This window comes from Cellulosilyticum sp. (genome assembly GCF_982396655.1).
On the sequence record NZ_CEVXFV010000077.1, the window covers coordinates 1 to 15,958 of the forward strand.

General features: G+C 35.4%; 11 protein-coding genes and 1 pseudogene. 9 read left to right on the plus strand and 3 right to left on the minus strand.

What is annotated here, in order from left to right; genetic code table 11:
• Positions 1 to 252 precede the first annotated feature (252 nt).
• The 6 genes from AC1VAQ_RS19610 to AC1VAQ_RS19635 all read left to right on the plus strand — a co-directional run bounded on the left by AC1VAQ_RS19610 (position 253) and on the right by AC1VAQ_RS19635 (position 5,370).
• Complete coding sequence (locus AC1VAQ_RS19610) at positions 253 to 750, plus strand: NADH-quinone oxidoreductase subunit NuoE family protein (RefSeq protein ID WP_302599056.1); 498 nt, start codon at positions 253 to 255, stop codon at positions 748 to 750.
• A gap of 11 nt (positions 751 to 761) precedes the next feature.
• Positions 762 to 2,015, plus strand: coding sequence for a complex I 51 kDa subunit family protein (locus tag AC1VAQ_RS19615; RefSeq protein WP_302599057.1), 1,254 nt, complete (start codon positions 762 to 764; stop codon positions 2,013 to 2,015).
• On the plus strand, positions 2,015 to 3,757 hold the full coding sequence (locus tag AC1VAQ_RS19620; RefSeq protein ID WP_302599058.1) for an NADH-dependent [FeFe] hydrogenase, group A6: 1,743 nt from the start codon (positions 2,015 to 2,017) through the stop codon (positions 3,755 to 3,757). The genes AC1VAQ_RS19615 and AC1VAQ_RS19620 overlap by 1 nt, the downstream gene beginning before the upstream one ends.
• 249 nt (positions 3,758 to 4,006) lie before the next feature.
• Positions 4,007 to 4,633: a DUF6434 domain-containing protein gene (locus tag AC1VAQ_RS19625; protein ID WP_303244029.1), complete on the plus strand. Its 627-nt coding sequence runs from the start codon at positions 4,007 to 4,009 to the stop codon at positions 4,631 to 4,633.
• Positions 4,623 to 5,243 carry a GyrI-like domain-containing protein gene (locus AC1VAQ_RS19630; RefSeq protein WP_302599061.1) on the plus strand — a complete coding sequence of 207 codons (621 nt, stop codon included), beginning with the start codon at positions 4,623 to 4,625 and terminating at the stop codon, positions 5,241 to 5,243. Before AC1VAQ_RS19625 ends, AC1VAQ_RS19630 begins: the two co-directional genes overlap by 11 nt.
• A gap of 37 nt (positions 5,244 to 5,280) precedes the next feature.
• On the plus strand, positions 5,281 to 5,370 hold the full coding sequence (locus AC1VAQ_RS19635; RefSeq protein WP_302599069.1) for a YoaP domain-containing protein: 90 nt from the start codon (positions 5,281 to 5,283) through the stop codon (positions 5,368 to 5,370).
• Positions 5,371 to 5,431: 61 nt separating this feature from the next.
• On the opposite strand, the gene AC1VAQ_RS19640 is transcribed toward AC1VAQ_RS19635, so the two are convergent.
• Together AC1VAQ_RS19640 and rpsD are read right to left on the minus strand one after the other, a co-directional pair.
• Positions 5,432 to 7,174: a hypothetical protein gene (locus AC1VAQ_RS19640; protein ID WP_302599063.1), complete on the minus strand. Its 1,743-nt coding sequence runs from the start codon at positions 7,172 to 7,174 to the stop codon at positions 5,432 to 5,434.
• Positions 7,175 to 8,319: 1,145 nt separating this feature from the next.
• Positions 8,320 to 8,907 (minus strand): 30S ribosomal protein S4, encoded by a 588-nt coding sequence (gene rpsD / locus AC1VAQ_RS19645; RefSeq protein WP_302599064.1) that lies wholly within the window; start codon positions 8,905 to 8,907, stop codon positions 8,320 to 8,322.
• A 631-nt stretch (positions 8,908 to 9,538) separates the two neighbouring features.
• Here rpsD and AC1VAQ_RS19650 point away from each other — a divergent pair.
• From AC1VAQ_RS19650 to secD, 3 genes are all read left to right on the plus strand, one after another.
• A complete protein-coding gene (locus AC1VAQ_RS19650; protein ID WP_302599070.1) occupies positions 9,539 to 11,743 on the plus strand; it encodes a ribonucleoside-diphosphate reductase subunit alpha in 2,205 nt (734 codons plus the stop codon).
• A gap of 29 nt (positions 11,744 to 11,772) precedes the next feature.
• A complete protein-coding gene (locus AC1VAQ_RS19655; protein WP_302599065.1) occupies positions 11,773 to 12,816 on the plus strand; it encodes a ribonucleotide-diphosphate reductase subunit beta in 1,044 nt (347 codons plus the stop codon).
• A 548-nt stretch (positions 12,817 to 13,364) separates the two neighbouring features.
• Positions 13,365 to 15,527 (plus strand): protein translocase subunit SecD, encoded by a 2,163-nt coding sequence (gene secD / locus AC1VAQ_RS19660; RefSeq protein WP_479904433.1) that lies wholly within the window; start codon positions 13,365 to 13,367, stop codon positions 15,525 to 15,527.
• A gap of 79 nt (positions 15,528 to 15,606) precedes the next feature.
• Here secD and AC1VAQ_RS19665 read toward each other — a convergent pair.
• Positions 15,607 to 15,888, minus strand: a pseudogene (locus AC1VAQ_RS19665) (spore photoproduct lyase family protein); the annotation flags it as partial.
• Positions 15,889 to 15,958 lie beyond the last annotated feature (70 nt).

The window sequence follows — 15,958 nt, forward strand, 5'->3', positions numbered from 1 at the left end:
TCTATTTCTAGACTAGTAAAATACTATGGAAAAGTTAATTGTCTACAGCCTGAAGAAAGCACTTTTTAAGTGCTTTCTTTTTTTGTACGTAGATGAAAGACGAAAGACTAGATAAAAATTTAACGCTTGATTTTATGAAAATTTTAATGTCTAATATATAAGGTATAATTTTATAGAAAAAATCCAATATAAAAGAAATTTGTCTAATATTTGACAAGGATTTAAATTATGAATAGGAAAGTGGGGACTCGTGTGAAAGTAAAAAATATCAATCAGCCATTAACTAGCCAGCAAGTTCAAATTATTGATCAGGTGATTCAAGGTTATAATGGTGAGCATTCAAGATTATTAGAAATTCTATTAGAAATACAATCTTTAATGGAGGGACAATATATTTCAAAAGCAGTGGCTTATTATATCGCAGAAAATATGGGGCTTCATGCAAGTCGAATTTATGACGTCATTTCCTTTTTCTCAGCTTTATCAGAAAAGCCAAGAGCCAAGTATCCAATTCAAGTGTGTGAAAGCATTGTTTGTAAAGTAAATGAAAGTGATAACTTATTAAATAATTTGCAGTTACTTTTAGGTATTGATTTAAACGAAGTGACCTATGATGGGAAATATACGATTGAGGAAGTCCCTTGCTTTGGTGCATGTGATAAAGCACCAGCTATGCGTATTAACGGGAAAGTATATGGACCGCTTCATACAAAAGAACAAATCAAGGCAGTACTAAGTGAATTAGAATAGAGGTGGGAAGATTGAAAAAAACAGTAAGCTTTATAACTCAAAACTTTGGGAAATATGATGTTAATTCAATAGAATCTTATGAGTCAGTGGGCGGTTTTTCTGCCCTAAAAAAAGCTGTAGTGATGGATGGCTTTGATATTGCAGACCTTATTGCAACTTATGAAGTAAAAGGACGTGGTGGTGCAGGTTATGACATGGGTAAAAAATGGCGCCAAGCAAGAGAAGTAGTAGGTGATGAAAAGGTTGTCGTTTGTAATGCTGATGAAGGGGAACCATGTACTTTTAAAGACCGTACCCTTATTGAAAATGACCCATTCCGCTTAGTGGAAGCCATGATTATTGCAGGTTATAGTGTAGAAGCTAAAAATGGTTATATTTATATGCGTGAAGAATATAGCCACTTAAGACCACTCCTTTTAAATGCAATTGCTTCTGCTAAGGCAAAGGGGTATTTAGGTAAAAATATTTTAGGTAAAGGCTTTAACTATGAACTTCATTTGTATTCAGGTGCAGGGGCTTATGTATGTGGTGAGGGGACTGCTCTTGTAGAGTCTATGGAAGGAAAAAGTGGAAGACCTAGAATGAAGCCACCATTTATTAAGCAAAGTGGTTTATTTAGTCTACCAACTTGCCTTAATAATGTAGAAAGCTTATGTCTTGTACCAAGTATTTTATTAGATGATGAAAAAACATATTTACGATATGGAACACAGGAATCTGTAGGGACAAAGATGATAAGTGTAGGCGGAAATGTCCAAAAGCCAGGTGCTTTTGAAATTCCATTTGGGCTTACAGTAAGAGAAATTATTAATGATTTAGCAGGTGGCACAGCAGAAGACCATGAAATTAAATTCATTCAATTTGGTGGCGCATCAGGGAAAATTGCAGGTCCTGAAATTTTAGATGTACCTTATACATATGAAGACTTAAAAGCTGCTGGTGTAGGCGTGGGTTCAGGAGCAATCTTAGTAATTGATGACCGTACAGAGGTAATAGATTTCTTACAAACAACACAAAAGTTCTTCTCGCATGAAAGCTGTGGACAATGTACACCTTGTCGTGAAGGAAATCGTCATGTAAAACTTATTCTTCAAAAAATAAAAGCCGGTACACATACAGAGGAAGATATAAAAACGCTCAAGAAAATCGCAATGATTATGCAAAATGCATCACTTTGTGGCCTTGGTGAATCAGCACAAAATGCAACAGTAAGTGCAATGCGAGTATTTCCAGAAGTATTTGAAGTAAGAGGGGGAAGAGCATAATGGTAAATATCAAAATTAATAATATGCCACTTACAGTTAAGAAAGGCACACGCGTTATTGATGCAGCAAAAATGGTAGGGATTGATATTCCACACTTATGTTATCATCCAGATCAAAGCGTTAAGGCACACTGCAGAATGTGTGTTGTAGAAGTAGTAGGTAGTAGAAAGCTTTTAGCTTCTTGTTCAACACTTGTATGGGAAGGCATGGAGATTCATACAGATACACAAAAAGTCAGAGATACACAAGTAGGTATCTTGGAAATGATTTTAGCAGACCATAATCAAGATTGCTTAAGCTGCGCTAGAAATGGCAACTGTGATTTACAAAAATTATGCAGCCGTTTTAATATTTTAAAACCAACGCTTGAACCAGTTGTAGTTAAAAAATCAGTTCAAGATGGTAACCCAAGCTTAGTTCGTGATTTATCAAAATGCATTAAATGTGGACGCTGTGTCAAAGCATGTAGCGAAACGCAAGGTATTTGTGCCCTTAGTTATTCAGACCGTTCTGAAAGCTTTACGGTTACAACAGCTTTTAATGATCAATTAGAAAAAACAGACTGTGTATTATGTGGTCAATGTTCTACAGTTTGTCCTGTAGGGGCAATTGTAGAAAAAGATGATACACAAAAAGTATGGGATGCCTTACATGATCCTAGTAAACATGTTATCGTTCAAGTAGCACCATCTGTAAGAGTAACACTTGGTGAAGCTTTTGAAATGCCTAAAGGTAGCATTGTAACAGGGAAAATGGTAAGTGCTCTTCGTATCATCGGTTTTGATAAAGTGTTTGATACCAACTTTGCGGCAGATGTTACTATTATGGAAGAAGGAACAGAGTTACTTCATCGTATTCAAAATGGAGGAAAACTTCCTATGATTACATCTTGCAGTCCAGGGTGGGTAAATTATATGGAAAAACACCATGATCATTTAATTGGACATCTATCAACAGCTAAATCGCCACAACAAATTTTTGGTGCCCTTTCAAAATCATATTATAGTGAAAAGGCAGATATTGATCCATCTAATATTGTTACTGTATCAATTATGCCTTGTGTGGCTAAGAAATATGAGGCAGCAAGACCTGAGATGGAAGTAAATGGTTGTAGAGATGTAGATATTGTTCTTACAACACGCGAATTCATTAAAATGATTAAATATGTAGGTCTTGATTTTGCGAACTTGCAAGATGGAGAATTCGATAGTCCATTAGGTGAAGGCAGTGGTGCAGGTGCTATCTTTGGAACAACGGGTGGCGTAATGGAAGCTGCACTTCGCAGCGTATCAGAACTGCACACAGGTAAACCACTTGCAAGCTTAGAATTTGAAGCTGTAAGAGGCAATGAAGGCATTAAAGCAGCGACAGTTAATTTAGGCGGCACGGAAATCAAAGTAGCTATGGCACATGGCCTTAAAAATGCTAAAGTCATTATGGATGAAATTGAAGCAGGTACGTCTGAGTATACATTCATTGAAATTATGGCATGTCCAGGTGGATGCATTGGTGGTGGCGGTCAGCCAATTAATGCTACATTTGATGTGAAAAAATTACGTCAAGATGCCCTTTACAGCATTGATAAAGGCGCTAAAGTACGTAAATCACATGAAAATCAAGAAGTACAGACACTTTATAAAGAATATCTTGGAAATCCATTAAGTGAAAAATCACATCACTTATTACATACCTACTATAACAAGCAAGAAAAAATGAACGCAATGAATTGCTATGATTTATAAATGATAAAGGACGGTTGCAGGGAAAGTGCTGCAACCGTTTTTTTTGAGGTCTTGGGGCCATGGATAAGTCAGCACATATATTTTTCCATCTCCGCTCATGCGCTCGAGGTCGGGCTAAAAATATATGCCAGGTTGTTGCATTGATAGCGTAATGCAGCAACCTGCTTTTTGGGGAATTTTTATAATATGACATATAGATGACATATTATAATGGTTATACTTAGAGATAAGAACTAAGGAGGAGAGACTATGATGGGAGCAAAGAGTGGAAGGGAAAAAGGTGCACAGGAGAGGCCAGAATTAAAGAGGGGGATAGAGAGTAAGGGATTTAGAGCGTATTATTATTTAAAAGAAGAGTTAGTTGCTTTTTGTAAAGAGATGGGATTACAGAGTACAGGAGGAAAGCAAGAACTTACGGAAAGAATCGCTCATTTTTTAGAGACAGGGGAGAAGCTAAGGAATAGGAGCAGCATAAAACGTAGTGCAGTCGCTGGGGTGATGATTACGCTAGAAAGCATTATAGAAGATAACTTTGTATGTTCCGAGGTGCATCGTGCATTTTTTAAAGAAGTGATTGGTCCAAGCTTTTCATTTAAGGCCACCTTTCAAAGGTGGCTAAAGGTTAATAGTGGTAAGACCTATAAAGAGGCTGTTATCGCATATAAAGAATTACAGAAGAAGAGCAAAGTACAGATAACTAAGATTGACAGTCAATTTGAATATAATGCATATATCAGAGATTTCTTTAAGGACAATAAAGGAAGAACCTTGCAAGAAGGAATTAAGTGTTGGAAATACAAGAAGGGGCAAAAAGGACATAATAAGTACGAAGCACAGGACTTAGCAATATTAGAGGATGTTACCAATGAAATATGAATGGCGGAAGAAAGAAAAAGAACTTTATATACCTAGTAGAGTTCCACAAGTTGTAGAAGTGCCTAAGCAAAAGTTTTTTGTGATCGAAGGAAAAGGTAATCCTAATGATGAGGATTTTGCAGAACGTATTGGTGTTTTGTATGCAGTATCTTATGGGATTAGGATGATGCCTAAAAGTGGGTTTATACCAGAAGGTTACTTTGAATATACAGTTTATCCTTTAGAGGGAATATGGGGTATGACAGAAGAAGGAAAGCATTCCAGTATATTTCGTAAGGAAGAACTTATCTATAGGTTGATGATTAGACAACCTGATTTTGTGAATGAGGATGTAGCAATGAAAGCCTTAGAAATCACAAAACAGAAAAAGCCTCATCCATTATTGAAGAATATTACTTTTGAAGAAATAGAAGATGGTTTATGTGTGCAAATGCTTCATGAAGGAAGCTTTGATGAGGAGCCTGAGTCTTTTGCAAAAATGATGCAATTTATAGAGGTACATAAATTGGAGCGACATGGAAGTACACATAGGGAGATTTATTTAAATGATGCTAGGAAGGTAGAACAAAGCAGATTAAAAACAGTATTACGTTATTATTGTAAAATATGAAGCTAAAGAAGAGGCACAAAATAGTCCATCGCCATGGATAACCTTTAGCCTATTTTATAATGGAAAATTTATAACGCATGAAATATTGTCAGATAAGAAATTTATAAGATTTTTAGAAACACTTTAGAATAAATATAAAAAGCTATGGGATTCCATAGCTTTTTATATTTATTCTAAATAAGACTTCATTAATTTAATTTTAAGATAGTAAGGGTGGATTTAAAAATCTTGAGATATTTAAGAGAAAGATTAATGATAGAGAGTATATTAGGAGAGTTACTAGTAGTGAGTGTAGTATGAATGACTAAGAAAGATTTTTTGATAATGTAAGGAGAAGTATAAGAAAGTGGAATACCATTTAAACATAATTGGATGGAAGTAGGAGAGTCAGTTGTAGTACAAAAATGGGCTAAAAATGTTATGAGATAAGTAGAATCACTTTCTAGTAAAAGAGAAGGAATCGAATATTGAATGGCATTTCCAGTTTTAGAAATTTCTTTGCCAAGGTCAAAGTTTCTATTTGATGGGAGAATATAGCAATTTGAATTCTGGATACAAATACTGCTAAGAGAAATAGTTGACATGGGGCCGGTAGGTCCAGTAGGACCAGTAGGCCCAACAATACCTCTGGCACCGATAGAACCAGCAGGGCCAGTGGGACCAACAGAGCCAGTAGGACCGGTAGGACCGGTAGGCCCAGCAATACCTCTGACTCCAATAGGGCCAGTAGGACCCATAATGCCAATAGGCCCCGTAGCACCAGTGATACCTCTAGTTCCAATAGGCCCCGTAGGTCCTGTGACACCTTGAGCACCTTGAGAACCAGTAGGTCCCGTAGCGCCAGAGAGGCCTCTAGCCCCAATAGCCCCCGTAGGCCCGGTGGCGCCCTGAGAACCAACAGGCCCTGTAGCCCCGGAAATACCTCTAGCCCCAATAGGACCGGTGGGGCCAGCAGCACCTTGAGAACCGGCCGGCCCCGTAGCGCCAGAAGTACCTCTAGATCCAATAGCACCAGTAGGCCCAGTAGGCCCTTGAGGACCAGTAGGTCCAGTAGGACAGGTAACGGAACAAGAACTTACGCTAACGGTAGTTGTAGCCTGGTTGTTTGTAGTATCAGTGTCGTGAGTAGAACTACTAACGCTTGCTGTATTTGACAAAAAACTACTGGATGTATCATTTACAGTACCTTGAATGTAGAGGGTAATTGTATCGCCACTAGCTAAACTACTTAAGGTAAGGGAGTCGCTCCAATCTGACCAAGTTGTATCTGTGCTTAATTTGTAAAGGGGATTAAGTAAGGATACTTGGTCTGTAATAACAACATCACTAGCCGTATCAGGACCAGCATTAGAAACTTTAAGTGTATAGGTGGCCAATGCACCGATTTGTATAGGGTCAGGAGAGGTGGTTTTTGAGATGCTCAAATCAGCACTAGGTAAGACAGTTAAAGGCGCATTAGAAGAGTTACTATTAAAACCAGTAGGGATACCACCTTCAACAGGTGTATAGTCAAAAGAAACTTTTGCACTGTTTAAAATTGGATTGGTAGTAGGTTTTGAAACAATCTTTGCACGAAAGCTAATTATAACAGTAGATTTGGAATTAAGTCTAGCATCATTTGAAGCCGAAATATAAAAACCTGTCGTAGGATTAGCGCTTGTATTAGAGACATTATTAATGGTGACAGAACCAGATATAAATTCAAGATTACTAGGTAGGGTATCAGAAAAGAATACATGAAATAGTGGATAGTCTGTGGTATTTGTAAAAGTAGATGTATAGGTAACAATCTCGCCTAGATAAGCGCTTGTAGGTGTAACTGTTTTTGTAGGTGTTAAGGTAGCCGCAGATAGGGTGATTTCACGAAGCCTTACTTCATCTATAGCATAATCATTACCATTAGCAGCAGGACCTTCGCTAAGAAATTTCACAGTAATTTTTGAATTTGAGCCAGTATTAAGTAGTGTGCCTATTTCTTTCCACTTAGGGACAACTGTCTGTATGGGAAGCTGAACGCCTAATGTTTCGTCATAAAGGGTGGAACCATCGGCAGATAAAATCTGGACACCTAGTGCAGGAAGTGCTAATCCGAGTTTATTATCTAAATTAGCAATCCAGGTAGAAAATAAATAATAGGTATTGGGAGAGACGGTTAGTTCTTGTTGGAAAATAACAGCCCCAGGATTATCGCCGTTTATAGGAAGAAAACGACCTGTCTCATCGCCAGTAGTTTTATTAGATAAGACCCACCAGGAATAATCTGAGCGAGGATAAAGAATATTGGTAATGCTATAGTTACCATCTATAATAGCTTCGCCAGGGCCTGAATAATTAAAGTCGGTAATGATATCGGAATAGGGAGAAGTCTCTGGACGCGAATTAGCAGCAGTACCAGCTACAAAAGAACCAAAAAGACCATTATCAGCGATAGTTATAAGATTAGTGGTAGAAAGAGAGGCTGTAGAATCTAAAACTGTTTCAATGGGAGAGTAAGTTATAGGACCGTCTAAAAAATTCTGATCAGTTAAATTATCTGTAGAAACAGTAATGAAAAGAGTGTTGGGGGTAGTAGAATCTAGATTGGTTGCAATGCTAGGTGGATTACTCACATAAGATAAAGGAGGGTCGGTACCTTTAGGCGTAGAACCTGTAGTAGCGTCAGAAAAATTGCCACTAGTGTTAGTTGCAGTATCACCGTAGGCTTCTACAAGAATATAACTTCCAGCAGGAACATTAGTGAAAGTAAAAGAGCCATCAGAACTGGTTATAGCATTAATACGGCTAGTTGTAGTGGTGTTTTGAAGGACGATAGGAACATTAGGTATGCCACTATCAGAAGACGTTACAGAGGTAGTTCTATTGACATCAAAAATCAGACGACCTGATACAGTAGGCAATGTAAATATCTCCTTTCAGAAATATAAGCGCTAATTTATCATATGATATAAATAAAAAAGGTATAACTATAAATGGCAAAAGCTATGGAGGTTCTAAGTCCATAGCTTTTTTATATGGGAGGGAGTCTAGGCCTCTCCATAAGTTTAGATATATTGGTTTCTAAATATGTGTGTGTTTATTATCTAGAATAATACTCGATAATAAGTTGCTCGTTAATTTGAATAGGAAGCTCATCACGTTGAGGCGTCCTAATGAGTGTACCTTTTAGTCTATCGCGATTTACTTCAAGGTATGGGAAATCAGTTGCAATTTCCATGTTGTCTTTGAAAATTTGTAAGTCTTGAGATTTTTCTTTAAGTGAAATTACATCACCTACTTTAACAGCATAAGAAGGTCTATCAACTTTCTTGCCATTAATAAGGAAATGACCGTGGTTAACCATTTGTCTTGCTTGGCGAATAGAACGTGCAAAGCCCATTCTATAAACCATATTATCAAATCTTGTTTCAAGAGCTGATAAGAAAATTGGACCAGGGTTTGAGCCTGCTTTTAATGCCTTGTTTACGTATTTAGCAAATTGTTTTTCTAAAACCCCGTAATAGGCTCTTAATCTTTGTTTCTCAAGTAGTTGAGTACCGTAATCAGAGAGTTTTTTACTGTCCCTACTTGTTGTATTTGTTGCTCTGTCCATTGCTTTAGGATGCCCTACTACGTTTAATCCAAGGCTTCGGCACATCTTAAAACGTGGACCCATCATTTTTGCCATATTGTCCTCCTGTTCTTAATAATAAGCTTATTATGAGATTATAATAACACAAGTTAAAGATTAATGAAAGTCATTATCAATAAAAAATATAAATTTGTAAAATCTGTACATAAAATTTTGGAAAATAGTACTTTGAAATATAAGATGTAGATAAATATAACTTGTAGAGTTAAAAACTCAGTTTAATTAGTCCTAAATAAAAGTGAGTGGCTGAAAAGAAGTTTAACTTATTTATCATCCTATGAAAAATGAGAGTGAAAATATAAAAACTGGCACAAAATATAGGCGCATGTAAATTTAATGCTTAAATATAATAATAAATCAAATAAATACTATTGGAAAATGATTATTTGTTGGTTTATAATGTTAAGTAATAGAATAATTAAAATAGATAAAATAAATAGTCAATTGATTTGCCCAGATAAAAGTGGTAGGTTATTTAAATAAAGACACATATATAGTACTTTTGTAAAAGTGAGTATACTATATATAGTATTGAAAATGACGGATTACAGATAAGATAAAGCAGCACAATAGCTTAGAATATATAGACTGTAAGAAAAAATAGAAGGAAGAAGAGAAGGGAAGCGAGATAGTGAGCCAGTTTAATGTAGAAGTTTTTAATGAATTAATGTTACAAAAAAATATCATGGATACGCTTACACAGATTCAAGAAGAATACAAAGAAGATGGGTATAGCTTAGAAAAGCTTTATACGAGAGTGAAACTTTTATATAAAGAAGGAATGAGTGAAGAGGCAAGAATTAATACACTTATTAAATCTGCAGTGGAACTTATTACAAAGGAAGCTCCTAAGTGGGAGTTCATTGCTTCTAGATTATTAATGTGTAAAGCAAATGCAGAAATTCATGAACGTATGCAAAAAGGCGGGATCACAAGTTTTTATGAGAAGCTTTTATATTTAACAAAAGAACAGCTTTATGGGGAATATATTTTAGAAAATTATAATAAGGAAGAAATAGATAGTTTGGCTACTTATATGAAAGAAGAACGTACAAACTTACTTAATTATAGTGGACTTGATTTACTGTTAAATCGTTATGTAATTAGAAGTCATAGCCATGAATTATTAGAAACACCACAAGAAATGTTTATGGGTATTGCCATGCACTTAGCTTTAAATGAAAAAGAAAAAGTAAAATGGGCAAAAGCTTTCTATGATTTATTAAGTCAGCTTAAAGTGACAGTTGCAACACCTACTATGTCAAATGCACGCAAACCTTATTATCAACTTTCCTCATGTTTCATTGATACAGTACCAGATAGCTTAGAGGGTATTTATAGAAGTATTACAAATTTTGCACAGGTTTCTAAGTTTGGTGGTGGTATGGGACTTTATTTTGGGAAGGTACGTGCCAATGGAAGTAGTATTCGTGGTTTCGAGGGTGCTGCTGGTGGTGTTATTCGTTGGATTAAACTTGCTAATGATACAGCTACAGCAGTAGACCAATTAGGAGTAAGACAAGGCGCAGTTGCATGTTACTTAGATGTTTGGCATAAGGATTTACCAGAATTCTTGCAGCTTAGAACAAATAATGGGGATGACCGTATGAAAGCCCATGATGTTTTCACAGGTGTATGTTACCCAGATTTATTCTGGAAAATCGCAAAAGAAGATATTGAAGGGGACTGGCATTTAATGTGTCCTCATGAAATCCAAACAGTAATGGGATATGCCCTTGAAGACTTCTATGGTGAGGAGTGGGAAAAACGTTATTTAGAATGCATTAAGGAAGAACGTATTAGCAAACGCACCGTTAAGATTAAAGACCTTATTCGTCTGATCTTAAAATCTTCTGTAGAAACAGGTGCACCATTTACATTTAACCGCGATCATGTGAATAAAATGAATCCAAATGGTCATGAAGGGATGATTTATTGTTCTAACCTTTGTACAGAGATTGCTCAAAATATGAGCGAGATTAAAGGGATTAAAAAAGAAGTAAAGGTAATTGATGGACAAACGGTAGTGGTAGAAAGTATGGAAGCTGGGGATTTCGTAGTGTGTAACTTAGCCTCTCTTACACTTCCTAACATCGAAGAAGATGAACTGGAAGATGTAGTTTATACTATTACAAGAGCTTTAGATAATGTTATTGACCTTAACTTCTATCCACTTGAGTATGCAAAAATTACTAATAGAGGCTATAGACCAATTGGACTTGGAGCAAGTGGGTACCATCATTTACTTGCTAAAAAAGATATTCCTTTTGAATCACAGGAGCATCTTGATTACATTGAAGATTTATTTGAAAAAATCAATTTTTATGCTATTAAAGCAAGTAGCAGTTTAGCAGCAGAAAAAGGAATGTATAGTCATTTTGAAGGTAGTGATTGGCAGACAGGGGCATACTTTGAAAAACGTCATTATGAGAGCGAAATGTGGGTAAACTTAAAAGCAGAGGTTGCAAAGAATGGTATGCGTAATGGCTATTTATTAGCTATTGCACCGACTAGCTCTACATCTATTATTTCAGGGACTACAGCATCTATTGACCCTATTATGAAGAAATATTATATTGAAGAGAAAAAAGGTGCACTTATTCCACGTGTAGCACCAGACTTAAATGCACAAACTGTATGGCTTTATAAAAATGCACATTATATGGATCAGACATGGCTTGTAAAAGCAGCAGCTATCAGACAACGTCATATTGACCAGGCACAATCACTTAATTTATATATCACACCAAACTTCTCAATGCGTAAACTATTAGATTTATATCTTTTAGCATGGGAAGAAGGCGTAAAAACAATTTATTATGTAAGAAGCCAATCTCTAGAAGTAGAAGAATGTGATTCTTGTTCAGCATAATATCTTATTAAAAATAAGAGGAGGAACGTATGGAGAAGTTAGTAAAGAAATTACTGTTTAATGAAAATGGGGACATCGAGGTTTCAAAGAGAAGACTTATTAATGGGAATACCACAAATCTTAATGACTTCAATAATATGAAGTATACATGGGTAAGTAAGTGGTACCGTCAAGGTATGAATAATTTCTGGATTCCAGAGGAAATCAACTTAACACAAGATGTGAAGGATTATCGTGAACTCGATGAAGCGGAGCGCACGGCTTATAATAAGACATTATCATTCTTAATTTTTTTAGATAGTGTGCAAACAGCCAATTTACCAAATATTGCGCAATATATTACAGCAAATGAAGTAAACCTTTGTCTATCGATTCAAGCTTTCCAAGAAGCTGTTCACTCTCAAAGCTATGGGTATATGCTAGATACGATTTGTTCACCACTTGAAAGAAATGAGATATTATATCAATGGAAGGATGATGAGCATTTACTTGCGCGTAATAAATTCATTGGGGATTTATATAATGAGTTCCAAGTAAATCAAAGCCCATTTTATCTTTTAAAAACAATGATTGCCAACTACATTTTAGAAGGTATTTATTTCTATTCAGGTTTTATGTTCTTCTATAATCTAGCACGTAATGGTAAAATGCCAGGTTCTGTACAAGAAATTCGTTATATTAATAGAGATGAAAATACACACCTTTGGCTATTTAGATCTTTAATTTTAGAAATGAAAAATGAAGAACCTGAGTTGTTTACAGAAGAAAATATTGAAGTGTTTAGAGCCATGATGCGTCAAGGTGTAGAAGAAGAAATTGCTTGGGGACACTATGTAATTGGAGATAACATTGAAGGTTTAAACAAAGAAATGGTGGCATCTTACATTAAATACCTTGGGAACTTACGTTCAGAAAACTTAGGTTTTGGTGTACTTTATGAAGGGTATGAAAAAGAACCAGAAAGTATGAAGTGGGTATCTGAATATAGTGATGCCAATGGGATTAAAACAGACTTCTTTGAGGCTAAATCAAGTGCTTATGCGAAAGCATCAACTTTAATTGATGATTTATAAAATAAATATATTGAAAATACCTAGCAAATTAACTATGATAAAGTTAATAGCTAGGTATTTTTTTAGAAATGAGGTGATGTCTGTGAAAAAAAGTAATAAGAATATACATATTGTAGTAGTATGTATGTTACTATGTGTATTTTTGCTTGGTAATAGCTTTTGTAGTAGATACACTATAACTGAAAATATTGTTCATTCTAAACAGGCATTGCCTCGCGTGGGAGATACAATCAATCGGCTTAAAAATATAATGTATAACATAAATGCTGAGAGTATACAGGGGCGTCAACGGGGAAGTGTGATAGACGAAAAACCTGAGCAATATAGATTCGGAAATGGCATTAGAAAACAGATGCTCTTATTTTATTGTTTATGCGAAAGTATGGCCTTATTGGTTACAGCATGGACTTCGTACATATTAATTTCGAGAAAAAACCTCATAAATTATTTGATGGCCATTATATATATTCATAAGTCGGACGGGCAAAAGGAAGGCGAACATATTTTACTAAACTCATAAGACAGTATAATAAGAAAAGAGGATTATGATGAAAAATAGTAAAAATACGTTTGCAATATTAATATGTAGTATTATTGCTTGCTTGAGTATAGCAATTTTTGGTGTGGGTGATCAAGTTAAAGGTGCCATGGAGATGCGTTTTGGTATTGATATTAGAGGTGGGGTAGAAGCTGTTTTTGAGCCACAAGACCTTGAGAGAAAAGCAACGGAAGATGAGCTAGAAGCTGCAAGGGGTATTATAGAGACGCGTTTAGATGCTAAAAATATTACAGACCGTGAAGTAACCATTGATAAAGAGGGCGGATATATTATTGTAAAATTCCCATGGAAATCAGGAGAAACTAACTTTAATCCTGAAGATGCTATAGCAGAATTAGGAGAAATGGCAAAGTTAACCTTTAGAGATGAAGACGGGAATGTGATGCTTGAGGGCAAGAATATCAAGAGTGCAAAGGCTATGGAAAACACTAATGGTGTGACGAGAGGTTATGAAGTAGCACTCGTTTTTAATGGAGAGGGAACGAAATTATTTGAAGAAGCTACTGGACAATTAGTAGGTAAACGTATGGGCATTTATATGGATGAGCAGTTAATCTCAAATCCAATGGTAGAAAGTAAGATAGCCGGTGGGCAAGCTGTCATTAATAATATAGAAAGCCTAGAAGAAGCAAGTAATTTAGCTGAGAAGATAAACGCTGGTGCATTACCATTCTCTTTATCAACGACTAACTTTAGTACCATAAGTCCAACACTTGGGAATAATGCACTAAATATTATGGTAATAGCTGGTTTAGTAGCCTTTGGGCTTGTGTGCTTATTTATGATTGTATATTATAAATTACCAGGCGTTATAGCCTGCTTAGCTTTAACATTACAGATGTCATTGCAACTATTAGCTATTTCTGTGCCACAATATACATTAACTTTGCCTGGTATTGCTGGGATTATTTTATCCTTAGGTATGTCTGTAGATGCCAATATTATTATTGCTGAAAGAATTGGGGAAGAAATCAGAAAAGGAATATCATTGAGAGTCGCTATAAAGAATGGGTATCAAAGCGCCTTTTCATCTGTTTTAGATGGGAATATTACAACTGCAATTGTAGCGATTATTTTAATGGTATTGGGTTCTGGAACGATGTTAAGTTTTGGATATACCCTATTAATTGGTATGATTTTAAATGTATTTATAGGTGTAAGCGTTTCTAAGAAGTTGTTACTTTCTATAATAAGTTATAATAAATGGTATGATGTGAAATATTTTAGAAGTAGCAAAGAGACAAAGACTATAAGATTTTATGAGAATAAAAAGATTGTTGCCATTATATCAGGGATACTTGTAGTTATTGGGATTGGAAGCATATTTATAAGAGGGGTAAAATTAGATACACAATTTACAGGGGGTGTTGTACTTAATTATGTTATTGAGAGTGAAGTGAATACAGATAGCATAGAAGCTGCTATAGCTCAGGTGACAGATAGACCAGTAACTGTTCAAATCAGTAAGAATCAGATTGATGAAACAAAGAGTGTAACGGTAACACTTGCAGGAACAGGAGGTATGACGCCAGAAAATCAAAAAGAAATAACAGAAGTCGTGGCGCAGGCAGTAGGAGAGCAGAATGTTACATTAGCAGAAACATATGTCGTGGAACCCTATATAGGTGCAAAGGCATTAAAAAATTCAGAGCTCGCAATTGTCTTATCAATTGTATTTATGACTATTTATGTATGGATACGTTTCTCAGTATTAAATGGTTTGACAGCAGGGATTACGGCAATTATAGCACTCATCCATGATGCTTTTGTTGTATTTATTACATTTGTTATTTTTGGCATACCATTAAATGATGCCTTTGTAGCAGTTATACTTACGATTATAGGATATTCTATTAATGATACAATTGTACTTTATGATAGGATAAGAGAAAACATAAAGACGGATCTTAGAGCAAGTGTAACAGAGCAAGTTAATAAAGGCATTTCACAGACATTTACAAGATCGCTTAATACGTCTTTTACAACAGGAATGTGTGTACTTGTTATTTTAATCGCTTCTTTGATTTTTGGAATTAGTTCAATCAGAGAGTTTGCATTACCTATGTTCTTTGGATTAATTAGTGGGTGCTATTCTTCTATATGTATTGCTAGTATCTTATGGGCAATGTGGGAAAATAGAAAGAGAGCATAGTAGTAGTTAATAACCCCTTCAAAATAGTGAAAAACTATTTTGAAGGGGTTTTATTTTTTAGTTAGCTATAAAAATTTATTTATATGATATATTTAAGGTCTTTATATGGAAAGAGTTCATCTAATGATTTTTTGAAGAAGTCTTTAATCTCAGCTATTTGCTCTTTAGGATATACGTATTTGCCATAGCCAAACTGGCCATATTTAAATTGGCGGTCTTTTTCTGTTATAGGAAGGCTTGTCTCAGGGAAGATTTGTTCAATGCGTCCTTTAGCACGTAAGGTATAGCGATGAGAGATGATTTCAAAGATTATGGGATGTTTAAGATTATCAGGTAGCTGAGCGCTAAGGTTTAAGAGTAGATCATAATACTCTACTTATTATCTAGGAAAGTTCTACTTTCCTAGATAATAAGTAGAATTGACTTGATAT